Origin of the sequence: Microvirga splendida (assembly GCF_016427565.1) — a bacterium.
Classification (GTDB): domain Bacteria; phylum Pseudomonadota; class Alphaproteobacteria; order Rhizobiales; family Beijerinckiaceae; genus Microvirga; species Microvirga splendida.
In genome coordinates this window covers 79,913-103,613 of sequence record NZ_JAELXT010000017.1, presented here as the reverse complement: position 1 = coordinate 103,613, position 23,701 = coordinate 79,913, and the positions used below count along the sequence as shown (strand labels likewise).

Sequence of the window (23,701 nt, the reverse complement as noted above, 5' to 3'; positions counted from 1 at the left end):
GACGGCACTGAGGTCATTCCGATGCCGGCAAACAGCGCCGCCTGATCGGCCCCGTCACCCAAAATCCATCATAGCTCCATTTCGACCTCGAGTAAAACGCAAATTGAAGAGCCTAAGAACACTCATCCGAAAAATCCCTAAACTCAGGCTTCATACCTTTGATCTCTCAGAGTTGTGAGGGACTGCGGGCAATAGAGCCTGTGCGGGTCTTCCTATGACAAGCTTAGTATGCGGGACCCTTAGGCTTCTGGTCGCGTCAAGACTCTAATTCTTCTAAGGCAAGGCTTCGAACCGACCTAAGAAAATAGGTTTCAGATGTGCTTTGAGACCTAGGTCCTGCGGTGAAGGCGCTCAATTAGTGGTTGTATATAGAGAGGATTGTATCACTGGACACGGGGTTTAACCCGCCTATAGGTTGAGTAAGTGACCACCGACCATGGTCGGGAGCAGTGAAATAAGAACAAATCAACAACCAATTGGAATAGCCGAGCTTGAAAAGCCCGACTGAGACTCTACTCTGTTCCGGTCGGTTTCATTGGGCTGGCCTTTCCGGATAGCCGTGCGGGGCTGACGGGCCATCTCACTGCCTCTTCGTCGTTCAAAAGTCAGTCTGAACCGATGTGGGTGCATCGGGGCAGGAGTTTAGGAGGCTCTCTTTTGGCTACGCTGAAGCAATTCGAAGAAGCCCTGCGCGCCCAAGGCATGAACTTGGCTCTGGCCCTCCTGGAAAAGATTCGCACGGAGGAAAAGAAGACACGGTCGATCGCTCCGGCTCGTCGCGTCTCCGGCCGCAAGATGACACCGGAACTCGCCCGCAAGATCCTCGAGCTTCATAACACCACCGACATGACCCAGCAGGAGATTGCCTTCCAGCTGGGGATCAACCAAGGTCGTGTGAATGAGGTCATCAAGCGCGGGAAATGGCTGACCGAAGATCCGCAGTCCGAGGAGGCTCTAGCACGGGACAAGGCAAAAGCCCGGATGAAGCGAATGCAATCCGAGGATACGCCCATCCCTCGCAAACAGCTCGTTGCAACGGGTGCTGAGGAAGGCCCCAAAAAGCCGAAGGCGAAGCCGGCTAGTCCCGCACAGCTGTCGATCGACGACTTCCTCAAGGTATCAGGCGACTGAACGGAATCTTGTATTAGCACGACCCAGCCCCGCTGGTGACAATCAGCTCAAGCCGCGGCAGGTCGGAATGGTGCATCAGCAGCACGCCATTCTTGTGCGCGAGTTGGTGGGCCGACTTGGTGAAGACTGAATTGGTGACCACAACCGCGTAGGGTGCATCCTGAAAGGCAGCGGCGGCATAGGCCTCCTGAACCGCCTTGTTGCTGACGGTGCCGTTGTAGAATTTGCACTGGATCACAACCCGGCGGTCTTCCTTTTCTGCGATGATGTCGGCGCCCTGATCGCCTGAGCCTGGAGTAAGCGCAGCGCGCCATCCTGCCTCTTGGAGAACGTCCCGGCAGTAGAGTTCAAACTCCCTACCAGTCATCGCATCGTCAAACTCAACCTCCGGCTCAGCCGGTTGGTATCTGTCGATGATCCAGTTAATTCGTGTTCTGAGACGGGCGACGTACCGTTTCGGATCCTTGGCGAGTAGGTGGTCGATCTTCTTGCGCTGGAATTCCGGCAGGAGCGTTTTCTTGATGAAGGTGTTCAGGTGCTTGTCCCAAGTCTCCTCGGAGACGTTCCCATACTCGTCCGGCGAGATCATATGTGCGCGCTTGGTCGCCAAGGTCCGGACATGCTTCAAGGCCGCCCGGTCTGTCAGATCATAGATCAGCAGATGCGAGTGGACCTTCGTCAGGCGCAAGAAGAGCAGCAGCGCCAACCCGCACCAGGCGGCGATTGGCTTGAGGTACAAGCCGGCCCCGAACAGGAGGAGCAGCACAGCGCTGAACGCTTTATGTCTCCAAAGGTACCGAAACATTCCCTTTCCCGGGCAAATGGCGGTGATCGCCATGATTGTCAGCTGCTTTCGATAGCTGAGCGCGGTTACCGACCGCTTTGCCCCAAGTTAAATCGCCGGGGACTCACAAGAATATTTCGACTGCTACTGCCTGGCGATCCTGTTCCGGCCGAGGATTTGACCAGCGACACTCGCAACTCCTCGGCAGAGCTGGTCTCATCTCGCTGGACGACGAAGAACGCCGTATGAAGCAAGATTATCAACTCTCTGGCTTGCCATGCACTGCGTTTACTCACTAACAGCGTTGGTGCCTCATCGGTTGGCGCGGTGCTCTTTCGCCCGAATGACGGTTGCGTTCTCAGCCACCATTCCATGGGAGCGTCACAGTGTTAGTCGACGCCGTTTCAGTAACTTGGACGAAACCCAACATTCTCCACTTCTGTAGGAGACATCAGCTGCACTTCGAGGGACCTTAGTGCGTACGTTACAGAAGTCGCTCGATGACATTCTGATCGGCCAAGCGCTTTGTGCGGAGGCGGCGAAGTTTTTCCTTCTTGATCGGATCGGAAGGGACGAAACCATTTGGATCACTGCCGACAACCGCTCGGTAATCCGCGATATTCTCATTGGCGCGACGCAAGGAACGCGATGTTTCCTCAACGAACGTGTCAGAGACTGTGATCGTATACTTGATATCGACCTTGCGCTTGCCCTCGGCGATGTCATCGCATTGGAGCTCCTTGATAACGCCGTCAGCTTTGAGGTTCTCCATGCCTTCTGTGATGCGGCGCATTGCGTCACGCGGACGCTTGGTTGAAAGGGCCGATCCGTCAATGACCTCGCGGGCATAGATCACGTGCATGTGCGGGTTCATGCGATGATAAAGCACATCGTGATTGAGCCGCATGTAAATCCAACGTTCGATCGGCCCACGCATCTTCATGACGGCTTCGTAGTTCATCTGACGGAAGTCCAGATGCATCATGGCTTGCGAGACGAGCCAATTAAACTGGACCGTCGATTTGGCACGCTCCTTGCCCCTGTTGGCGAATGCAAGCTGGGGGAAGGCAGCGCTCGAGATCACGCGTTCATGGATCTCGCCATCATCCCCGACATCAGTTCGAATGATTTCGACGGTTGACTGGTGTAGGATGGTGAGCGCCTCGACGATCTCGTAGTAGCTGTACGTGTGTCCGGTTCGGGCGAGCTCAGTCTTTACCTCGTTGATGCTGAACGAGACATTGACCTCGTCCTTAGCGCTGAGGCTGATACGGTTCCGCATCGCTGCGATGCGGCGGATAACCCATTCGACTAGCCGCTCGCGCTCGCCAGGGTACTGCTCGCTTTCTTTGCCGTTCTTGTCCTTGATACGGGCTGGCTTGAGGGTGACCTGATAGACCTTGCCCGCGAGCGTGAATGTCCGCTCCAAGGTCTTCAGGTATTTCCCGTCCTTGAGATCGTCGGAGGCGCGGGAGGGAATGGAACGGGGAGCCACGTCCCATAACGAGATCGTATTAGTGATTCCGGGTTCTTCTACCACCCACAGCTCGCCTTGCAGGCTTTCGTGGATGATGGTCCTAGGCTTCAGTGCCTTCGACATGCTGGGTCTCCTCGCCGGTAAGGTACTTAGGACTTCAAACCATACAATGCTAAATCGCTGAACCACCTGCATTTGCTGCGGCGCATGGTAGGTCTAAGCCGCACATTCAGTAGGTTTGAATCGCGCTTGTAGTAGGTCTGGGTCGCGCTTACGGGACTGGCGAATGTTCGAGAGGCTCCTCGGTCAGCGAATCGAGGACTTGGTCATAAGCGGTTGGGGAATCTCCGATTTCAAGCCGACACTCTAAGTGCGAGTCAAACCTACTAGCCGGGTGGGGAGGTGATGGTCGCAATCCTAAGTGCCGTTCAAACCATCTCACGATGGAGGCGATCGCGACTCAAACCTCCCCGACAGGAGCCGGGGCAGAGGATCAGACTCGGTTTCCCCAGACGTGCGGGTCAAACCTACCGAATCTGGCGGCTCAAGGAGTAGGTTTGGATCGCGCATGGGGAGGAGTGCGACTCAAGCCTACTGAGGTCGCGAGTCAGACCTACCGAGGTCGCGCGTCATTCCTACTGAGTCCGCGGGTCAGACCTACTGAACGTCGCTGAGAAATTTGACAGTAAGTCCAGAGGTTTAGCTTTTAGTGGTCAGTTTCAGAATGAGGCTGGCTATGAGTAGTGCGTTCGAACTTCTGCAGGCTATGGGAAGGGTGTCTCGTCCTCAGCAAGCGGTAATCGCGGAACAGGGCATCCGCGAGGGCCGCTGGACGAAGGATCAGGTTGCGGCGTTCTTCGAGCTCCCGGAGCGGGAGGCTAGGCCTAAGGAGCTGCGTCCCCGAGCCCCCGCAGTGACACGTCGGACTCGTCTGTCTCGGCGCCGCTGTTCGTTCAGTCGATACGTTCGGCGGTTCAGTATCGATGTGTTGGTTCATCCCGGGCTGAGCACTGGAGCGGTTACGACCTTAGTGTACCTGATCTCCCGTTGCGGCCGGCACAAGCAATTGCAGACATGCACTTCGTGGCTAGCGGCCGATCTCGGCGTGTCTCCAAGGACTATCCAGAACCATTACCGCCAACTCGAGCAGGCTGGCTTCCTGGTTCGCTCCAGCCCGGATCGGCTTGGGCGGACAACGATTTACCTAACCAACCTGGTTGAGGTCCGTCCTATTCAAAAGGAAGACGCTCAACCTCTTGCTCAGCATGGGGAGGGTGCGAAAATTTGTTCGCCCACCAATGAGACAGATTCAAAAGAAAGGGGGAAATCTCACACCCAAAGGGAAGGCCGTGATCGCGAAGGCCCGGGCTCTCTGAGGCTCAAGGGATGTCCGAAGCGAAGGGTGCGCCCATCAGAGCCACTTCGGCCGTGGCCTCGTATAGATCTGCCCGAAAACGGCATCGGCCTGGCTCTCCATTTGAAGCGTCTAAGCCCCGGAGATTTTGCGGCATCAGTTATCCATCTTGATCATCACGGGAGCTGTCGAGCTTTTTGCGAAGAGCTCCCGGGTTCGGCGACCTCTCGGGATACTGGAGGATCCATTTCGTGTGCCTGTCCCGGCGTGTAGGTGAGATCGCGCTTCCAGGATCCAGTAAGATTGCTCGACATAAAGCGGCTTCCCTGCAGAGCAGAGTCATCTGCCCGAATCTGCTGTCCTCTTGGATGTAAACGAATCGGCGAATATTTGGGTTCTTCTTATCCTGTGGACGAGATTATTGCCTGGGAACGAATCGACGCGCCTCGCTTTGACTCGGCCATCTCCAAAAGCAACCGGAATTGTCCGAAGTTTTCCAAAGCCTTCTTCGATGATTCAGTGTTTCTGCTTGCCACATGACTCCACACCCCACTGAGAATCGGGCAACGCTGTAAACCGTTTCTAGAGTCATGGGTGTGTCATGGCGGATACCACACGGCGCCAACGGGTTCAGCGACTCCGACAGTCTCGCAAAGAGCGAGGCGATCGGCAGATGAACCTGTGGCTCTCAGGACCAATCGGCGCTGCACTTGATGAAGCCGTCGAGAGTGGTGCGTATCCGTCTCGGCAAGTTGCTGTCACCCATGCCCTTGAGACGGTCTTCATTCGCAAGGAGGCGAAGACAGTGACGTAACCCAGGCAAAGCAAAAGGCCCACGAAGCTGGAAACTTCGAGGGCCTTTGGAGACCCACCGAGGGGTGGGCAAAAGGAATGTGTAGCAGCATCCTTATGCCATCCCGACAAGCTGAGTGTCAAGAGCATCGGTTTCGGTGAACGCTCCCGCTTTGCCCTCACATAGGAGGGTACGATGCAGCTTGCATCGTCAGGAGGTCGGCGGCTGAGACATGCCGCTCTGGCCGCAAGGAAGCTTGCGCTCGAAGACGGGCGCACAGTCACACGTAAAGAACTCTCGGCGGCTGCCCGGGACGCCGGCAAGGCCCTTGATCTGAGACCGGCCCAGCGGGCGATCCTGTCCGAGCTTGTGGCCTGCTGGGGCGAGCAGGAATGGGAGCGGCTGCTGGTCTGGCCGTCCAACGACTACCTCATGAGCCGCACCGGCCTGACCGAGCGGGCGATCCGGCGCATCCTGCGCCAGCTGGTCGACCTGCAGCTGATCGCGCCGAAGGACTCGCCCAATGGCAAGCGCTACGCCGTCAAGGATCTCGCTGGGCAGGTGGTCGATGCGTTCGGGTTCGATCTCACCCCGGTTTATGCCCGCCGGGGCGACTGGGCGGTGGTACTCATGGAGCAAAAGCAGCTCCGGGAGGTGCAGAAGCGCGCCTTCGATGAGGTCACAATCTGCCGCCGCGCGGCCGAGGAGGCCCTGAGTGCGCTGGCCGAGCACTTCCCCGAGGTGGATCGGTCCGAGCTGGAGGCGCGCTTGAAGACACTCCAGGCCTGCACGCCACCCCGGTCCAGGATCACGCTGCCAGCCGATCTACTGGACGCCTGGCAGCTGTTGAGAACTGATGTTGAGGAAGTCTTCTATGAGACGGGCAAAGCCGGACTCGGAGTCCTCCACACTAATAACAACAACGGATCTCCTAGTGAGCCTTGTAACAAAGGCTTTCCGAAGAAAGCTGAGGCGGTTCGTTCAACCGAACAACCCTCGGAGCACCTATCACCGGAATTGATCCTTGAGGCCTGCCCGGCCATCAGCGACTACGGCCAACCTGTCCGGGATCTGGCAGACATCGTCTCAGCCGGCCGCTACCTGCGAGCGTCCCTCGGGGCGCATGAGAGCGCCTGGGCCGAGGCCGTGGAGGACATCGGCACCACCAGGGCGGCCATCGCGGTGATCTACGTCCTGCAGCTCTATGAGGATGACGCAGCCAAGAACGGCGGTGAGAGCCGGATCAAGAACCCGGGCGGCTATTTCCGCGCCCTCACGCGCATGGTCAAATCCGGCAAGATCGACCTCACCGTCGAGCTCCTGGCCATGAGGAGGCGACGGATGTCATAGGGAGAGAAACTGTGCGCAGTCGTTGCCCCTGCTGGATGATGAGGCCGATCGAGATTCCGGAGGAGCGCAGATGCCGGCTTGCAAACGTTCGTGAAACCAGCCCGGCAGGGTGGGGCTTTGGTCTCGCCCTTGGCGATGGCACTTCATCAAGCCACGGGCCTTGTTGGTGCGGACATAGAGAACCGGACTGGTCTTTGAAGGCTATGGACGCAAGCGCACTCGATGCGATTAATTACGGCCATGAATCGGTCGGCTTGTGAAAGATTCCGGCTTTTCATTAGACCTCGAGTCCAGCGTTCATGCATGAGAAGCTCAATGTGCTCGTCGTAGATATCGAGCGAAGTATCACTTCAATACCCTTCACGTTTTAGTGCATTATTGCGGATATCGATTTCATCGTCATGAAGGGCATCGTTGGTGAAAGTCTCCTCACGTGGGAGAGCCAGGCCGCTATTATTACGTACGGTTCTACGGCTTACTTCATGCTTAAGAGGAAACGTCACGCTGTATGCTTTCCAGTAGCCTGGAGTTAGGCTGTCTGGAATTTCCTTTCCTTGCTCATCAACCTTCATTAGATTGATCTGAATATGAAGTTTGTTTCCCTTGCCACGGTCTGCACGGCCCTCAAGCCGGGCCTTCTCAAGATGGGCAAAAGTTACTTTCGGAGTTCGGTTTGCAGCAAGGGCATGGGTCACGTGCCGGAACGTGACTTCAACCAGATCATTGACTGGATTGATAGGCCAAGAATAGATTTTGTTCCTCATTTCTAGGCTCTCGTGTGGGAAAGCGATCTCCATCGGCCGGTATTGTGGAAACAACCGCTCCTGGTTCTTCGACACGTATTCCAGAATCTTATGCTTACGTAGCAAAGGTAAGAGGTCGACTTCGCTTCGTTCGCTGGAGCGTCCCAGTTTGCCGGATTTGTTACCAAAGCGGGGAGCAACAATCCTCTTTGTCACGTCGTCTAAGAATGCTCTGATTTTGGTGTCACTACTTCCTTCTCCATAGATACCAACGCGCATGAGTCTTGTGCCGCGCCCGCGTGCATCCAGCATGTCGGATTCTTGGATCTGGATAGCCCCACGTGACGGCGTGGTAACAATCTTCCCCATACTACTGATATACGCCTCGAGGGTATCCACAGCGTCGTCAGAAAGTACCACCTGTGAGAAGAACTTCGCCTCACCGCATGCCCGGCCGAATAGACCTTGGAGAAGTGCATTTAGCGTCACGGTCTTGCCCCCTGTGAAATCAAGGAACAACTCGATCTCACGTGGGAAATTGTCGCCCATACGCGCCTTGTTTGTGACTGTTACGAGCAGACGATTCCTACCTATTGGACGCGCAAGTGCAATTTCCCGCCGGATTGATTTGCCCGATCCACCTATACTATCAAACCGGCAGACTTCGAAGTGTTCGTCTAAGCCCATATTCCTGATAAGCTGAGTGGTCACCAAATTGTTGTTTGCGAAACGCACACACACGCCAGCACCTGGTCGGTCTTTAAGTAGATGTTCCACAATGCGGCAGAACATCTTCCCTGCCAGTTTCTGCACCTTTTCGAGAGGAAGGCCGGAACCCATAATGAATCGTTGAGACCGTGTTGTTGCACCAAGAAACTTGGCGAAGTCTCGGATATTCGGATCCAGATGTACTAGACTAGACAAACGATGGACGGTTGGGCGTTGGTCCTGCCCAACCGTCGGATCGATTGCTGAACCGTTCCACATGTTCAGGCCAACATAATTTTTTGACAAGCGCGACCGTACAAGGAAAAAATCGCGGGCGAGCATTTCAAATGGCGTTGCTGAGAAGCCGATCAGAATATGCTTCCCGGAGTCCGAACGCATGACCTCCCGTCTAATGCCGTGAAGGATCTGCTTTGTGACACATCCATAGAGAGTCGGCTGCCCTTTGCTGTTCTGACCTTCAACGGGTTCATCACCAATCGCGCCGTACTGCGGCTCATCCATAAGGAGCAGAAGGCTGAAGCCATGGTCCGATGCACGCTTCATGGTCTCCCGTAAATCTCGCACAGACCTACCTGGATTCCGACCGAAGATTACAGGCGGAAGAACAAAACTGTCCCCCAGGGCTGCTTTGCCCATGACTACATCGCGATAGTTTTTGGGCGATGGATATGCGTCAAAGCGCGGGTCAATTGGCTCGTCGTGCGCAAAACCTGATTGCTTCGCGGTTGCATATGCGAAGCTGAAGAAATCGGGGCTGGTATAGTATTTATGTGGAGTGAGTGATGATTCTCCTACAAGAATTTCGATGTCACCATACAATTCACGGACGTTTCTGTACTCCTCCTCAGTCTGTTCGCGATGACTGATTTGGTTGGTTGTCAAAAACAGGGGATAGAATCTAATTCCAGAGAGTAAATAGAGGATTGGGGCAATGAATGTTGCAACGCCTAAGGCAGTGCCGGTTTTGCCTGATTGCATCGGCCCGAGAATAACGCCAGACTTATTCGGATTAAGAGCCATTTCTATGAGACATGCGACGATTGTACGGACTTGATTGGTGTGAATACCAACGCCGCCGTCGCGGAGTTTGCTCGCGAGTGTATTGATATGATGCGCGTTGGAACTGTTCCGAACATTCGCGATTGCCCGCTCCGTATCTAAGAACACAACAGGTTCGCTAGGATCGAACACGACCGATTTACGTGATCTATGCCCTATTTCTGCGAGCCGGCTCGCAATGCGATCCCTGTTTGCTTTTAGTTCCTCTTGTAACGCACTCTGAAATTCCTTCTGGAGAGATACAATTTTCTGAATGATTAGAGCCTTATCGTCCGCTAGTGGATCGCGGGTGCCCTTATTCTGCTGACGAGCACGTGCTCTTTGAAAGGCATTCTCGAATCCATTGAGCTTAGTGTCTCGAGGGGCACCATCCGGATGAAATTTCATTGCTAGAACCAGCCTCCGATCTCACGCTGCCCGGCTAGAACCCCAGATAGCGACTGAAATCAAAGCCTCCAAGTGTTTTTTATCCGGCAAGCCCGATGAGGCATGCAAAACCATGCGGGCCCTATCGGACGAGAGTAGCGGCTCAGTGGTAGACGCCAGCGCCGCAGCGTCGAAGCCGCTAGGTGACGCTCCTCATTCGGCTCCCACGTCAAGTACACGTCGGTTGCCAAACGTCGTCTTCCATCGCTCACCTCCTCACGATGACCGACACAGTCCTATGTTACAGCTGTTGCGTAACGATCAATAGGAATGCACCTCCGTTGAGGTGGAAAGCCATAAGGTCGATTTAGGCGTCTTGATGATTGAGCCACAGAAGACGCATAGTGGCGGATTTTGGACCCTGACCAGGCTCGTAGACCATAAGCCCCATCTCAACCGCTAACCTTACAGCTTCTAGTGCAGTCGCTTTCGAAACTGCTACGGGGCCAGCCGCGAGAATAAGGCCTCCCTTAAACACCCCGTCTCGCGCCTTCTGCTCTACAACCCCTAACACCGCGAGCTGAACAGGGGTAAAGATCTGTTTGAGCTTCCCCGGGAGAGAAACGCCAGCTGCGTACTGCAGCCGGCGCTCCTCAACTGATATACGCGGTCCTCGTGGCATTAAGAGGACTTGGCCTGCTTGTGCATCAAAAAGCCAGCCTTTGGCACGCTTGGTTCCATTGCGTCCGGTTCGCGTACCTTAAGCGACCAGTTTGCATCAAACGCTTGGTGATAGGCGCGACCCATGCAGTTGATAGTTGCGTCGATCTTGTAAATGCCGGGCGACAAGGTGACGGACCCAGATCCGGCGATAGAGTAGATCGTCTCCTGATAACGGCCAACTTTCCCCAGTTGCTCTATGACTGGTTGGTCTTCAATCTTGATTGCAGTGGAGCATTGATCCGAGTTTACCAGGTAGTTTCCAACCTTAGCTCCTCGCTCAGGCACATTCGCAGTCATTTCAATGGAAAAGCCGTACTTCCCGTCTTTCTTGGCCTCAAAGTACCCCTGGAGATTATATCCGTAGGGCTTGCCCTGAGGCAGGCTCTTAGTTGCCTCTGCTAGTTTGCTAAGAGGAAATGCGGAGTCTTTCACCACAAAAGCCTTAAGAGGCTCATCTTCGAGGCCACCCAGTTCAGTGGGGCTCCCGTACTGGTCGATGATTGTCTTCGTCAGGTAAGCGCGCCCGACCCAGCCCTCAGCCATTTTGACGCCTGCAGCGGAGTTTTCAGATTTTGGAGTTGCAGCCAGACCAGCCGAACCGGCCTTCGCTTCGGGGACCACGCCGACTTGTGCTTTCAAAGCGTCAAGCTGCTTCTGCATCTCCTCGATCTGCTTTAGCACAGCAGGATCTGGAGTAGGGGCGGGGGATCCAGTCTGAGCGCTGACCAGAGCGACGCTCATCAGGACGGCTGCAAAAGAAAGACCAGCGGCGAGGGTATTGCGGATGGTAGTCATGGGTTCCTCAATTTACCTTGAACGTTCCAAATTCTTGTTTCTGATCGGGCTTCTTTTCCGATCGCTGGAGATCCACTTCCACGCCTGACATCCCAGGCGCAATTTTCAGCTCCTTCGGCTTATGCTGTTGTTGCTGAGGTTGGGGCTGCGCTCCAACTCCGGTTGAAAACGGGGAGGGGGGCGGAGCCGCAGGAGAAGTCCCCACCTGGTTAGCTGGAGCGGAATAGCTTGCCCCGGAAACCACAGGGTTTGGCTTCACCGGTGACGGTGCAGGCGAGGTTGCTGGAGCAATCATCAACATGCCGGTGCTGGCACAGGCGACGATGACGGAAACCCGCCAGGGGATAGAGTCGCGCCAGAGGCGTGACGCGGTTTGAGGAATGGGGAGCCTCATTAGGCCGCCTCATCAAAAACCGGCTCAACTTCGGGAACCTCGCCGCCAGCATCATAAAGGCGGACGTATTTGGCCCCGGCATCCTTTGCCGCGATTAAGCCCTCTCCGAGTTTCTCCTCGAGTACCCGGATGACAGCTCGCATTCCGCCGGCATCCTGCAGCACTTCCGATCGCTCCATGATTTCCAATAGGATCTCAGCACCGACGCCGGTTCCATCCTCCACCAGGTTGAGGCCAAACTTCTGAACAATCTTCTTTATATGGACTGCGGCAACGCGGGCGACGTCGAGGCCTTCCAATTGGGTAAAGCTGAACACAGCGTCGATCCGGGACAGTACCTCTGGAGGAAATCCAGCCTCCCTGAGAAGATTGGTAGCGGAACGCCTGCATTGGTCCGGGTTGGTCACAGTCCGGGCCAGCTCGCCGATTTTCGAGGCAGCGGCGTTCGTGGTGAGGAAGAAAACGGCTCTGGTCGTGTCGATCTTCGCGCTTTCCGAGGCCTCTGTAAGGAAGCCATCATTCCAAGCCGTCAGAAATTTCTTCATCACGTCCGGATGAGCTTTCTCGAACTCGTCAAGAATGATCACGGACGTAGGGTGATCGCGTAGGTGGCCTGTCAGAGCCCCATAGCTGTCTGCACCCTGATAGCCCTTGGAAGCACCCAGCAGCGAGGAGACGGCGTGCGGCTCCGAGTACATCGACATATCGTAGATCTCGACTCCGCGCTTCAACTCACGACCGAATGCCTTGGCTGCTTCCGACTTCCCGGTTCCTGGAGGGCCGGCCAGTAGGAAGACACCCACGGGTGTATTCCGTTCAATCATTGCGAGCCGGCGCCGGATCGTCTGCGCAATATCCCTGATAGCCTCGCCTTGTCCTATGACTTGCTGCGAGACAGCGGCCGCTAGGTCCTCCGCGTTGATACGTTCCGATGTCTGGCGGGCCCTCACCAGCGCTTCCAGCTTACCCTTATTCGTGAGCTTATCGAGGATATCCATTGCCTTAGGTTTCCATAATTCGGGAAGTCTATTGATGAGCGAGGCCGTCTTTCCCGCTTCGTGGAGCCACCCAATGGCGACAATCGGCCAGACAGTGAGGGTGAGGAACAGGAAAAGGTAATAAAACCGATCCGCGATCCCGCTTAGGAAGCCCCAGACGAACCATCCGACTACAAGAAAGATGATCAGACCGCCAAGGCTAACACGTGAAAGAGCGCTCATAGTACGGCACCTCAGAGAATAGGGATTCTGAGGGTTTGCCCGACGCCGATAACCGGTGTGAACAACTCGCCGGAGCTCGTTTCCATGCCGGCCGTGATACCGCCGCCGCCGTCATGCTGCCCAGTAATGGTGATCGGCGTTCCTACCAGTGGGATCGCAATTCTTGATCCCATTTTCGTCAAACTGACAGCTACAGAGTAGCCGCCGCTCGCGACCTGGATCACATCTTCGTCTTCCGCTTGGTCATCCCAGAGGCGAACGAAAGCAAGCGCTACCCGACCAGCTTTGATTTGCTGCATGAGAACAGCTTGAGAAGCCGCGTCGAGCTTCATCTCACCCACGGCCTGAGAGATCTGTTCTGCAGGAACGCGCTCCAGGCGAACTCCACTTGCAGCGATTGCCTCGAACGCGTTCTGGCGGACTGTGGCGACCGTGGACGGAATGCGATCCGCTCCAATTTCGACCATAGCTGCAACTTTCGGCATTATGGACGTAACCGCGACGACCGTGAGGATCGCGACACCCACAAGGGTTAGGAGCAATGACCCGCCAGTTTTTATCTTGGTCGAATTGTTAGAAGTCAAACCTGCAAACGAACGCTCTCGAGCGGCACCTGGCGAGCGGGAGGGTCTGTGCTTTAACGGCATAGGAAAGACCTTTGGGAAGTAACAAGGGTGCTTTAGTCACCGCGGAACGGATCGACGCCGAGCAAGGGCTTGGTATCCGGCCGGAGGAAATAGCGGCTCTGGAAGGTCCGGATTGGTCCCTTCAACCCAGGTGACCGCGAGTTAATAATGACCACATCCGACGGCAGGGCCCGAATGTCGTCGGGCGTCATAAGTGCTCGCTTCTCTAGCTGCTCACTTGAACCCATCCCCTCAGAAAGGTTGGAAAACACATCCGTCATTCTGGCCGAGTTGCCAGTATTTGTGTTCTTAGTCTCTTTCTTAACGGTGATGTGTCCGAGCATCTTGGAAAGACGATCGGCAGTTTTGTCGTCGTTCGGAGAAACCTCGAAGAACTGCACAAACTCGGCATTGCCGATCATGTCTTCCAGGACGTCCTCGCCATAAGCGTCCTTCAAGCCGTGGTACGTCTGGCCAATTAACCAGACCGAGATTCGGTAGCCTGCGCTCACTCGAAAAGCGTCCCGAATGGCATCCAGCCTGCCGAGGAGGGGAGCCTCATCAACAACCAGGAGCACGCGTTCCTCGGGCAGCAGGCCGGGCCGAGCGGTTAGGCGCATAGGAAGTGTTGTCCAGATCCGGAGCCAGGGAGCACAATCAACTATGTTGTTTGGCGGAACTGCTACGAAGATATCAATCTCATTCCGGCTCAACGCCTCGAGCTCAAAAGACGAGGTTTCAATCTGCCGCCGGAGGTGAGGAGTTGCCAGCCAGAAGAGAGCCTCCGAAACGGTCGCATAGATCGAACCTTGTGTCTGGTCGGGAGCCTCCCTGATAGCCTTCGCGCCAGCAGCACAAGCCTTATCAGCGGCGGTCGCGCCATTGTCCTGACCGACCTGAATCATCTCATCGAGTGTTTCGTTCAGGATCTCACGTGGCTTATTGAAAAGGTCGAATACCGTTCCAAGGTGAGACCGCTCGTGAGGCTCGGTTCGGATTACCCAATGCACCAGGGCACCAACCAGGAGGCGAGCGGAGTTCACCCAGAAAGGATCTTTTGTGCCCGGTGGTGGAATGATAAGGGCAGCGATCAGAGCTTTAACATCCGCTACCTGGTGTTCATCGCGGCGGACGAAGTCGAGCGGGTTATAAGTATCTGAGGCTTGCCTCCGGATGCTCTTATCCCCAGGCTTCGGGTTCAGAGCCGTCTCGTAAGGATCCAGGAGTACGACCCGCCGCCCAAGCTGCTCGCGCCGATCCGCTGTGACAAAGAACGCTTGATTCTTTGGATCGATAATCACCACTGGGCCGCGCCAGCTGTATTGCGCTTTTTGACCGTGCGTATGGCCTTCGAACGCAGGGGAGAGCAGGTTGGTTATGATAGAGCCGGCACCCTTGCCGGTGCGGGTGGGGGCGATCGTAATTAGGTGCGCCTCAAGAGGCATGATGACGAGCGGAGAGCTTGAATCGGCTCCACTCTGCCCGACGATTATTCCCGACTCAATACGGTTGGGACGAGCCACCTCACCTGGATGAGGAACGGCAACCTTATCGAAAATCCTATCGTGCGAGATCCAATTCGCATTCCCGTAGAGGTCGGAGTCAACCCGCTGTACATTCAAGTCATTTCGTACAGGAGGTTGCTCCCTAGCAAAGCCGGACGACATGCCTTTCAGACCTGACAAACCCGCGAACAGGGACCGGATTGGAGCCCAGACCTTTGCCAGTCCGGTGGCGCTGCCAACGATCGACAGCAGGGCCAGAAAAGTCGGCCCTGCCCAGCCGGGAGCACTAAGGATAGCCCAGGTTGAATATCCTTGAGCCGAGGCGGTGGCGGCCGCTCCCCAGATCGTGAGCAGCGCATCTGCTCCATAATAGAAGGACAGGAGAGAGCACCAGGCGATCAGCGGCTTATGGTTTATAAGGATCGTAACGCCCAGCAGGAGGAGAGGCGTCGCGATGCGGATGGCGGGAAGCATCGAGGCTGGGAGGAGGGGAGCTAAAAGCGCCTCGAAGATGAACAGCCAGAGCCAGAAAACAAGGAGAGGCCAACAATAGCGCAAGAGCGCCTTCGTTAGGTCGTAGAGAATTCGCCCCATAATGCTGACCCCAGGCCCGTGTTTTAGGCTTCTTCGGTGTCTTGGAATCGCGAGCCTTTAGACCGCCGCGCTGATCGGGCTTGCACCGCCTTCATTTGCCGGCTGAGCCGATACTGCGCTCTTATCAGGCGGAGCAGGCGTGGAGATGTTGGGCTTGCGGCCCCGGCGCCTAGCGCTGGGAAAGTGCCGCTCCGCAACCTCCCGGAATTTAGCTTGGACCTGCTCTCCACCATGAACAGCATTCAGGATCGCACCGAGGATCACTTCACGCGGCAGAAACAGGCCACCTGCCTCCTTAACGAGTTCTCCGGCTTCGGCTGTAGCCTTCTCAGTCAGTTGCTTCTCTTCAAGGGCGATGGCTTCCTTCCGGGCTGCAATCTCCGCCAACTTCGATGCAAATTCAGACATAGCCTACCTCAGTTGAGCGCCCAGAGGCGCCATGTGGAAACGGCCAAGCTTTAGGAATAATTCTCGCCGCCGTCAAGGTACTTAGCGTTCAGCAAGGAGCGTAGTCCAAACCGAATTTGAAAAGGTGCACAGACTGGCATATTGCACGACATGCCTTTACTGCTAAGCTTGTGGCTGTCATAGAGGCTGTGTCCGCGGTGCGGATCGCAATATGCCGAATAGGGGCCCTGCCGGCGGCTAGATGATATGCGCACTCATCATCTCTCTACTCATTCGTCGCTCGTATCGCGCGGCGCGGGAGCATCCGTCGCCGCGAGCGCGGCCTACATCACCCGATCTGCACTCACCGAGGTGAAGAACGGCCAAGAGGTGGCTCAGTGGGACTATCGCAAGCAGGGACTGGGTCAGGTTAGCTCTGCACTTCAGGCCAATTCTGACTACGCCACTCGCTCAGGAAACTTCACGGCTCGTGACGATCTGGGCTTCACGGAAATACTCGCTCCAGTGGGGGCGCCAGAATGGGTCTATGACAGACAGACATTATGGGCTCGCGTCGAAGCCGACGAGGATAAATGGGCAGATAAGCATTATAGGCGCCGGCCCGAGCTCGCACAGAAGCACAAGGAATCTGCTCATCTTGCCTATAAAGGGCATATCTCCCTTGCCCGGGAACTCGACATTAACGGACAAATCGAGGTTGCTCGTCAGGTTCTGAAAGAGCACTTCGTCGACCGTGGAATGGTCGTTGAGTGGGCCTTGCACGTCAAGGAGGGGCAGCCACACCTTCACTTTCAGGCGGCAGCTCGCACCCTCAAGAATGGAGGTTTCCTTGGCAAATACGCGTCGTATTCAACTCCGGAGATGCGGCGTGAGGAGGCAATCGTTCACCTGCCAGCAAGAGCGCTCGGGTCCTTCCAAAAGGAGTTGCGACAGCGAGCAGCAGCCAGTCAGAATGCAAAACTCGCTGAGCGTGGGATCAATGGTGTTCACGTCGAGCATCGTTCTTTTGTTGCGCTGGGGATTGAGTTTGCTCCGCAGGTCTCCAATGGACCAGGAAAGGCAAACGAGGAGCGGATCGCCGAGAATGAGGAGAGACGCCTTGCCAATGCTGAACTCGTTCTAGCTGATCCAAATGTTGTTATTCGAGAAGCATTTTCCAACACCGCCACTCTCACAGAAGGGCAGTTGAGGGCGGCCATACAGCGCCGAACCTTGGATGATGAGCACTTCGCTCCTGTCTGGGAGCGCATCCATAGTGACGGCATTGTCGTTTGCCTTGGGGAGGATATGAGAGGTCTTCAGACCTACACCTCGGCGGAGTATAAGCAGGCCGAGGTAGCGCTCCAGGCAAGTGCAAGGCAGCTTGCAGAGCGCAACAAAGGTCTCGGTGACGATAAACGAGCAGTCCTCGAGAGCGCTATTGCTGCCTTCCAGAAGGAAAAAGGATTTTCCCTCAAGGCGGAGCAGAAGGAGGCGCTGGGGCACATCGCTTCGGCAGGCGATCTGTCAGTCATTGTGGGTCTGCCAGGTGCGGGTAAGACGACCCTTCTGGAGGCCGCCCGCACCTATTTCGCCAGCCTTGGACATAACGTCAGAGGCGCGGCAACGGCGGCAATTGCGGCCGAGAACCTTGAGGCGGAAGCGGGCATTGCATCCCAGACGGTTCAAAAGATCATACTCAGTTATGAGGCCGCGGCGAAGATACGATCTGAACTCAAAGATCCCAAAATGACCGAGAGGCACCGGGCGTCAATGAAGCGGCGCCTTGCCCGTTTCGAGGCAAACCATCTTAAGGCTGGTGATGTTCTGATCGTGGATGAAGCCGGTATGGTCGGAACCCGAGAAGTCGAGATTTTGCAGAGGCACGCCGTTGCCGCCGGAGCCAGAATTATCCATGTGGGCGACCCGGAACAGCTCTCCTCCGTTTCTGCCGGCCACGCACTGCGGCTTCTGAAACACGAGCATGGAGCCGCCTTCCTCCGGGAGATTACCCGACAGAAGGAATCCGACCTGAAAGCCTCCTATGCAATGGTGGAGGGCCGTGTCGGGGAGGCGATAGCCCATTACGAAGGTAAGGGGCAGCTCCATTTCTGTCAGACAAAAGGGGAGGCTATCTCCCAGTTAGTTGACCACTACGTGAGTGAACGGCTTGCAGCAGATGCAGATGGGTTGCCTAAATGGCAGCGCGGAATGCTCATCACCGCCAATCGTAATGCAGACGTCGAGGCGATTAATGCCAGCATCCGGGCGAGGCTGCGGGAAGCCGGTCTTCTCGGGGCGGAGGCGGAACTGTTCGGAAGAAGATTTGCGATCGGTGATGAAGTCGTTTTCCTCAAGAATGATGCCTCAATCGGAATCGTAGTCGGGGAGACAGCAGCGGCTGGGGTCAAGAACGGACAGAGAGGCACGGTCCGAGGGTTAATTTTCAATACCGTTGGTGCAGTTATCGGAGCTCAGATCGAGGATGCCCGGACCGGGAGGGTACTCGAATTCTCCGGAGTGGACGGCGTTGAACTGGCGCACGGTTATGCTGTGACCGTGCACAAATCGCAGGGCCAGACGGTGGACTGGCACGCGCATTATGCCGGTAACGAGAACCGGGCGCTGTCTCTTGTTTGGCTCACCAGGCACCGGCATGTGCTCCAGATTTATGCCGATTATGAGACCTTCCGGGATGACCGCCGGGCGCTCGTTGGGCAGATGAGCGTTGAGAGTAGGCAAGGCCTGGCAGACGACTATTCCGTTAGCACAGAGCGTGAGCCATACCGGGAGGTCATATTTCGTTACCGCGGGGTTTGCGCGACCTACGCCGCCCAAATGGCCGATATTGGGATGTGGGCGGATCAGTACGAAGAGAGCATCTCAGAACATCCGAGATGGGCTGCATCCCAAGAACTCAAGGCGGAGCGGAATAGGCTAGCGGTCGAGATCTCGGAGGATTGGGAGGCTTATCGGGTTTTTGCTCAGCAGGCCGGCGTCACCCGTCACTTTATCGACGAGCAGGCCGGAAAGACGGAGCGGGTCCTGACACACCGGCAGCAAAGAGCCAGGGAGAGAATTGAGGCCTATGCAGCGCTTCACACCCAGGCTCATGCCATGCTGAAGGAGATCAAATCAACTCACCCCACGCGCCAAGCAGAGCATCCAAATTGGGGCGCCTACACGGAATTGCGCCAGAAACGCGATGCATTGGCGGCCGATATTGCCGAGGACCGCACCTCGCACGCCTCCTTTGCGAGGGAAGCCGGAATCGCTTGGACAGCGATCCAGAAGCAAGGTCGGGCACACCGCGAGCAGGCAAAGGCTGAAGGTCAAATGGCAGATCGGCCGGCGCAGCAGGCCAGCCCCGATCTCGAGGCAAGCACCGTTATGGAATTCAACAAATTGAGCCGCCAAATCGACCGGCTCAAAAGAGCTGGCGATAAGGAGAAGGCTTTGGAAGCCCGAAACAAAGCCCGCGAGCTCGCGGCTGCGATCTTTGCGGCAGGTGCGGAGGCTGAAGAGGGACTAACCCCGAAAAGCAGATTAAAGTATCGCAATTACACAGCCGGATTGCGTGGGGTGGCTCGCCAGCAGGGCAGGGCAAGAGGCGCGATCGAGGCCGGGCAGGGCGCAATTTTGCCTGTCGCCATCGAGCCGACAGCTGGGAACGAGCGACAGCCAAATGCACAAGCCGTCACCCCTGAAGACCTTCTCCGGGATCGCGCGTCAGAGCAGCTAGCAGGGAGGGCTATCGCCCCTGAAGAGTTCGACGCCTGGAGCCGGGCACGGCTGGAGTCGATCCGCGCTGAGTTTCTTCACGAGGGCCAGGCTGAGCGCGAGCGCCGGGCGCTGGATTGGTTGGAGATCCACGCCGAGGACGAGTGGCGAGCCTATATCAGTCCGGTTCGGGAGCAGGCTCGAGGATATGTGGACCAGACGGCGGCGTCGATACAAACACCGGCCGAGGATTTCGAGGATCGGACAGAAGCCCTGATCCGCGCCAGCGAAAACCTATTCCAGAAGGAAGCGGTGACCACCGCCCGGGCTATTGCCGCGCCGGAACTGCTCCTCCAGTCTCGCCAGGAGCGCGAGACAGCCGCTAAGTCAGCTCGTGAGGAAGCTCTCCGGCAGGTCATGGCGGAGCAGGAGAGTTCGGCAGAGGCCGATATCTCAGGCGGGGCCGCCCTGCGCGAACGCTCGCAAGCTGCCATGAACACATGGCCGCGTGGCCCCCGTAACCAAGCGGCTGGCCTGGTGCTGAGCAACGATCAATGGGTTCGTGAGCTCCAGGAGGAGCGGAACGGCCGCCTTCGGGCTCATCCCCGCGTCGAGATGTCGGATCTTTCCGAAGGCGAGCGGAAAGCACATGCTGCGGCGGCTCAACATTCTCGGCTGGACGCCAGAGAGATCAAGCGCCTCGTCAACCGTGCCAGATATCGGGAAGCCTTCCTTGATGCGATTTTCGGCGGGGCCTCAAACGGGCGCGTCGATAAAGCCCGGTTGAGCTGGGACAATATCAAATCCCGAGTCCTGGGTGAGGAAATGCGGCGCTATGAAAGGGCTCTTTGGCAGATAGGCCTAGACAAGGACCGTCGCGCGCTCCTTGTGGAGAGGGAGTTTTCCCAACGGGCAGCCGATCTCGGGATTGATGTCCAAACTGCAAAATTGGGCCTCTCACGCGAGCAAAGGAGGATCCTCAAGACCCTCATCCGCCGTGAGGTAAAGACAGCTCGTCTGGCCACCTCCATCACAACAAGGCGCGACAGGTTCAGGACCCGTAATGGCTCATTGGAAGGAGATCGGGACTTTCTGGCGGAAGTATTGCCACATGAAGCGACCGCACACGTTAAGGCCATTGGTCAAATGCGCCGGCAGCCAGTGGATGTTCAGCAACTCCTAGCGAGCCGCGAACGGTCCCTCGCAATGGAACAGGCTACGAAGGCCAGAGTGCCTCTGTTTTCGTCCTACAAGTCCCTGAAGATTGACGAGGCCCGCGTTGCTGTTCACGAAGCCGAGATGCGGCTTTATGCGCGTGCTTTGGCGGAGCAAGGCCTCGCCCGCGAGCAAGCCACAAGATTGATCCGTCTAGAGGCCGCTGCCCGGGCCGCGGAACTTGGGATCATCGATCAAAAAGAAGCGGTACGGATTAACGAGGAGATGAAATCTCACGCGCTGGCAGATCGGCGCTTGGAAACGGTCACAGACCTGATCGACCAGGGCCGATCCAGAGGAGCCCGGGTCGCCCTGGTAGCCGAGCCGGATGAGATCAGGGAAGCTCATGAAAGAGCCGCTCAGTTTGCAACGCTTTCGAGGTCGGAGATCGTTGCCGGGCTCCGTTCCATAGAAGCCCAGGAGGCCTACCAGGCAGCCACCGAGGCCACCCGGAAGGCCAGTCGGCCCTATCTGGAGACCAGGCAGGAGGTGAATGAAAGCAAGTTCTCCCACCGCGAGGTTGCCAAGTTTGTTTTCAATGAGGAAATGGCCAGATACGAGCGGGCGCTTCAGATCGAAGGTTTGTCTGAGGCAGATCGCGTCCGACTTGTTGAGCAGGAGAAACTTCAGCGGGGTTTTGAACTCAGGTTAATCTCTCGCGCCGAGAGGGACAATGGGGCCGTTAAGGTTGGTGTCTCTCTAGAGCCGGAGAATTGGCAGCGGCAGAACATGCGGCTTGGCGCGATTGCCGAAGTCATCATCAGGGAGCGCCCAGACAGCTCAGATCCCTCCACCCGCCTCTCAAAAGCGGAAATCGTAACTCTCGCCAGAAACATTGAATGGGATCTGACCGAGGCACGCGCCGGAGAGTTCGGGATCGGGCTGGAGGCTGCCAAGGCTCAGACGGCAATCAGTCTTGAGCTTGCCCGGAGCGCCGTTGAAAAGGTTGAGGCTGCCCGAGCCAATGAGAGGCAGCGGACGCTTGCAGACGAGAGCGAGCAACCTGCAACCGTGGAGCATGGCCGCCAGGTTACCTCTAGTGTCGGCCGGAGCGACGACGGCGTGAAGACGCGTGACCTTCAGGAGGCCGCCGAACAGTTCCGAGCCAGCGTTCAGACTGGCGAAGCAGCTAGGACTTCAGGAGATCGCGAGGCGATCAGGAAAGCGGAGGCGGCCGAGAAAGCAGCCAAGGCCGAAATTGACCGCCACGAGCGGCGAACTCATGAGCAGAAGCGAGCGACACGCCACCAACGAATGCACGAGGCCAAACGCTCCGCTGAGGAGGCCTTTGCAAAGGGAGATCCGGCTGGGTTCAAAAAGGCAGCCGATGAGGCCAGGACGCTCGAGAAGGAAGCCAAGACCACTCGCAACATCACTCGGGATCTGGTTAGCGACAAACGAGCGGAAGAACGGCTGGACGAACTTTCACAGAATGAGCAGCAACTCGCGTCCGATCGAACCGCGCAGAGGTGACTATGAAGCGAATCCTATTTAGATTGACGACGCTCTAGACAGTGGCGGACGGCTCCGCCCTCGAACGGAGCACAAAGCATGTAGTTCCTACCTGTTAGCCTTGCCCCTGGCATGAAAAGGACCCGGACGGCTTGGCGGCTGTCTATCCGGGTCCAATTCTGGATCTTAGAGGAAACGGGGAGGCGAAAGCCCTCTTCCCACTTCAGGCCTCAACATAAAGCGATCTGTACACTGACTCAAGTTCTTCAAGGACTTATCCGGCTTCACGAAAGGCTTAGCCTTCCGGCATAAGAGCCTGACGCGGCCTATATTTCCGCTTGTCAGTATATCCCTATCTGGTATATACTTATATACCAGATAGGGATATACTGCACACGAGCGAGACGATGACCTACTTGATCAAGGATGAAACAGTGGTTCAGCAGCTGAAGGTTCTGGCTCAGCGCAAGAACAAGACCGTGGCGGACGTGTTGCGGCAGGTTGTGGTGCAGGAGATCGAGCGCGAGGAGTCCCGCACCAGCACCCTGGAGAAAATCGGCCCGGTTCTGGCGAAGGCTCGCGCCATCGGAAAGCCCATCAGGCGCATTGATTGGGACGCCGAGAAGAACGCTTCTGACGAGCTTTGGGGGGAGTAATGTATATCGAGACGTCCGCCATCATCGCCATGCTCGCTGGCGAGGAAGAAGCCGAGGATATGGCGCGCAAGATCGATGAGGCGAAAACCAACCTCATTACCTCGCCGGTGTCCGTGACCGAGGCCGTGATCACGTTCGCCACCAAGAAGGAAATCGAGATCCCTGCGTCTCAGGAGATTGTAAGCGAGCTTTTGAGCGCCTTGAAGGTGCAGACCGTCAGCATCACAGCGGAAATCGGTAACAATGCCGTCCGCGCCTATGCGCAATATGGCAAGGGCACTGGCCATGGCGCGAAGCTGAATTTGGGCGACGTATTCTCGTATGCTTGCGCGAAAGCCTATCGCGTCCCGTTGCTTTATAAGGGAAACGACTTCGCAAAAACTGATCTTGCTTGAGCCGCGCCTGTCGCGACCTCATTTCGATCCGTCTTCTAGCCGAGCGAGTGAGAGCTTTCGCAACTCGCTTATGGCGATCGCTTGCGCCATGCAAAGAATATCAGCATGTCGGATGCGTTGAGCAAAAGCTCATAGCGAGAGGAAGCTTCTCTAACTATCACAAAGCTCAATTGACTACATGCACGCTGGTCAATTACGCTTCTTGAGGAAGGAACGTAAGGACGGTTGTTGGG

At 56.5% G+C, this 23,701-nt stretch carries 14 protein-coding genes; 6 read left to right on the top strand and 8 right to left on the bottom strand.

Going from position 1 to position 23,701, the window contains the following annotated elements; translation table 11 throughout:
* Window positions 1-657: 657 nt before the first annotated feature.
* A complete protein-coding gene (locus JAO75_RS16000) occupies window positions 658-1,131 on the top strand; it encodes a sigma factor-like helix-turn-helix DNA-binding protein (protein WP_199050131.1) in 474 nt (157 codons plus the stop codon).
* A 13-nt stretch (window positions 1,132-1,144) separates the two neighbouring features.
* Here the strand turns inward: JAO75_RS16000 and JAO75_RS15995 are convergent, their stop codons facing one another.
* Together JAO75_RS15995 and JAO75_RS15990 are read right to left on the bottom strand one after the other, a co-directional pair.
* Window positions 1,145-1,969 carry a restriction endonuclease gene (locus JAO75_RS15995; protein ID WP_199050130.1) on the bottom strand — a complete coding sequence of 275 codons (825 nt, stop codon included), beginning with the start codon at window positions 1,967-1,969 and terminating at the stop codon, window positions 1,145-1,147.
* A 430-nt stretch (window positions 1,970-2,399) separates the two neighbouring features.
* Window positions 2,400-3,515 carry a hypothetical protein gene (locus JAO75_RS15990; RefSeq protein ID WP_199050129.1) on the bottom strand — a complete coding sequence of 372 codons (1,116 nt, stop codon included), beginning with the start codon at window positions 3,513-3,515 and terminating at the stop codon, window positions 2,400-2,402.
* A gap of 601 nt (window positions 3,516-4,116) precedes the next feature.
* On the opposite strand from JAO75_RS15990, the gene JAO75_RS25580 reads away from it, so the two are divergent.
* On the top strand, window positions 4,117-5,019 hold the full coding sequence (locus JAO75_RS25580; RefSeq protein ID WP_485020553.1) for a helix-turn-helix domain-containing protein: 903 nt from the start codon (window positions 4,117-4,119) through the stop codon (window positions 5,017-5,019).
* A 715-nt stretch (window positions 5,020-5,734) separates the two neighbouring features.
* Window positions 5,735-6,889, top strand: coding sequence for a plasmid replication protein RepC (gene repC / locus JAO75_RS15985; protein ID WP_199050128.1), 1,155 nt, complete (start codon window positions 5,735-5,737; stop codon window positions 6,887-6,889).
* A 350-nt stretch (window positions 6,890-7,239) separates the two neighbouring features.
* Here repC and JAO75_RS15980 read toward each other — a convergent pair whose 3' ends face one another.
* The 6 genes from JAO75_RS15980 to JAO75_RS15955 form a co-directional block, all read right to left on the bottom strand.
* The gene (locus JAO75_RS15980; RefSeq protein ID WP_199050127.1) at window positions 7,240-9,807 is read right to left on the bottom strand and encodes a hypothetical protein; all 2,568 of its coding nucleotides are present in this window, start codon (window positions 9,805-9,807) and stop codon (window positions 7,240-7,242) included.
* A 660-nt stretch (window positions 9,808-10,467) separates the two neighbouring features.
* Window positions 10,468-11,304: a hypothetical protein gene (locus JAO75_RS15975; RefSeq protein ID WP_199050126.1), complete on the bottom strand. Its 837-nt coding sequence runs from the start codon at window positions 11,302-11,304 to the stop codon at window positions 10,468-10,470.
* A gap of 393 nt (window positions 11,305-11,697) precedes the next feature.
* Window positions 11,698-12,918, bottom strand: coding sequence for an AAA family ATPase (locus tag JAO75_RS15970; RefSeq protein ID WP_199050125.1), 1,221 nt, complete (start codon window positions 12,916-12,918; stop codon window positions 11,698-11,700).
* Between the two features lie 11 nt (window positions 12,919-12,929).
* The gene (locus JAO75_RS15965; protein ID WP_199050124.1) at window positions 12,930-13,403 is read right to left on the bottom strand and encodes a hypothetical protein; all 474 of its coding nucleotides are present in this window, start codon (window positions 13,401-13,403) and stop codon (window positions 12,930-12,932) included.
* 194 nt (window positions 13,404-13,597) lie between these two features.
* Entirely contained in the window at window positions 13,598-15,643 is a 2,046-nt protein-coding gene (locus JAO75_RS15960) for a type IV secretory system conjugative DNA transfer family protein (protein WP_199050123.1), read from the bottom strand.
* A gap of 57 nt (window positions 15,644-15,700) precedes the next feature.
* On the bottom strand, window positions 15,701-16,051 hold the full coding sequence (locus tag JAO75_RS15955; RefSeq protein ID WP_199050122.1) for a hypothetical protein: 351 nt from the start codon (window positions 16,049-16,051) through the stop codon (window positions 15,701-15,703).
* A gap of 246 nt (window positions 16,052-16,297) precedes the next feature.
* Here JAO75_RS15955 and JAO75_RS15950 point away from each other — a divergent pair, with 246 nt between their 5' ends.
* The 3 genes from JAO75_RS15950 to JAO75_RS15940 all read left to right on the top strand — a co-directional run bounded on the left by JAO75_RS15950 (window position 16,298) and on the right by JAO75_RS15940 (window position 23,468).
* Window positions 16,298-22,438, top strand: a complete 6,141-nt coding sequence (locus tag JAO75_RS15950; RefSeq protein ID WP_199050121.1) for an AAA family ATPase — start codon at window positions 16,298-16,300, stop codon at window positions 22,436-22,438.
* A gap of 386 nt (window positions 22,439-22,824) precedes the next feature.
* The gene (locus JAO75_RS15945) at window positions 22,825-23,073 is read left to right on the top strand and encodes a hypothetical protein (RefSeq protein WP_199050120.1); all 249 of its coding nucleotides are present in this window, start codon (window positions 22,825-22,827) and stop codon (window positions 23,071-23,073) included.
* Window positions 23,073-23,468 (top strand): type II toxin-antitoxin system VapC family toxin, encoded by a 396-nt coding sequence (locus tag JAO75_RS15940; protein ID WP_199050119.1) that lies wholly within the window; start codon window positions 23,073-23,075, stop codon window positions 23,466-23,468. The genes JAO75_RS15945 and JAO75_RS15940 overlap by 1 nt, the downstream gene beginning before the upstream one ends.
* Window positions 23,469-23,701 lie beyond the last annotated feature (233 nt).

Coding starts and splice junctions, on each gene's coding strand:
- JAO75_RS15995 (WP_199050130.1), bottom strand. CDS start 1,969: ATGGCGATCACCGCCATTTGCCCGGGAAAGGGAATGTTTCGGTACCTT.
- JAO75_RS15990 (WP_199050129.1), bottom strand. CDS start 3,515: ATGTCGAAGGCACTGAAGCCTAGGACCATCATCCACGAAAGCCTGCAA.
- JAO75_RS25580 (WP_485020553.1), top strand. CDS start 4,117: ATGAGGCTGGCTATGAGTAGTGCGTTCGAACTTCTGCAGGCTATGGGA.
- repC (WP_199050128.1), top strand. CDS start 5,735: ATGCAGCTTGCATCGTCAGGAGGTCGGCGGCTGAGACATGCCGCTCTG.
- JAO75_RS15980 (WP_199050127.1), bottom strand. CDS start 9,807: ATGAAATTTCATCCGGATGGTGCCCCTCGAGACACTAAGCTCAATGGA.
- JAO75_RS15975 (WP_199050126.1), bottom strand. CDS start 11,304: ATGACTACCATCCGCAATACCCTCGCCGCTGGTCTTTCTTTTGCAGCC.
- JAO75_RS15970 (WP_199050125.1), bottom strand. CDS start 12,918: ATGAGCGCTCTTTCACGTGTTAGCCTTGGCGGTCTGATCATCTTTCTT.
- JAO75_RS15965 (WP_199050124.1), bottom strand. CDS start 13,403: ATGCCGAAAGTTGCAGCTATGGTCGAAATTGGAGCGGATCGCATTCCG.
- JAO75_RS15960 (WP_199050123.1), bottom strand. CDS start 15,643: ATGGGGCGAATTCTCTACGACCTAACGAAGGCGCTCTTGCGCTATTGT.
- JAO75_RS15955 (WP_199050122.1), bottom strand. CDS start 16,051: ATGTCTGAATTTGCATCGAAGTTGGCGGAGATTGCAGCCCGGAAGGAA.
- JAO75_RS15950 (WP_199050121.1), top strand. CDS start 16,298: ATGCGCACTCATCATCTCTCTACTCATTCGTCGCTCGTATCGCGCGGC.
- JAO75_RS15945 (WP_199050120.1), top strand. CDS start 22,825: ATGACCTACTTGATCAAGGATGAAACAGTGGTTCAGCAGCTGAAGGTT.
- JAO75_RS15940 (WP_199050119.1), top strand. CDS start 23,073: ATGTATATCGAGACGTCCGCCATCATCGCCATGCTCGCTGGCGAGGAA.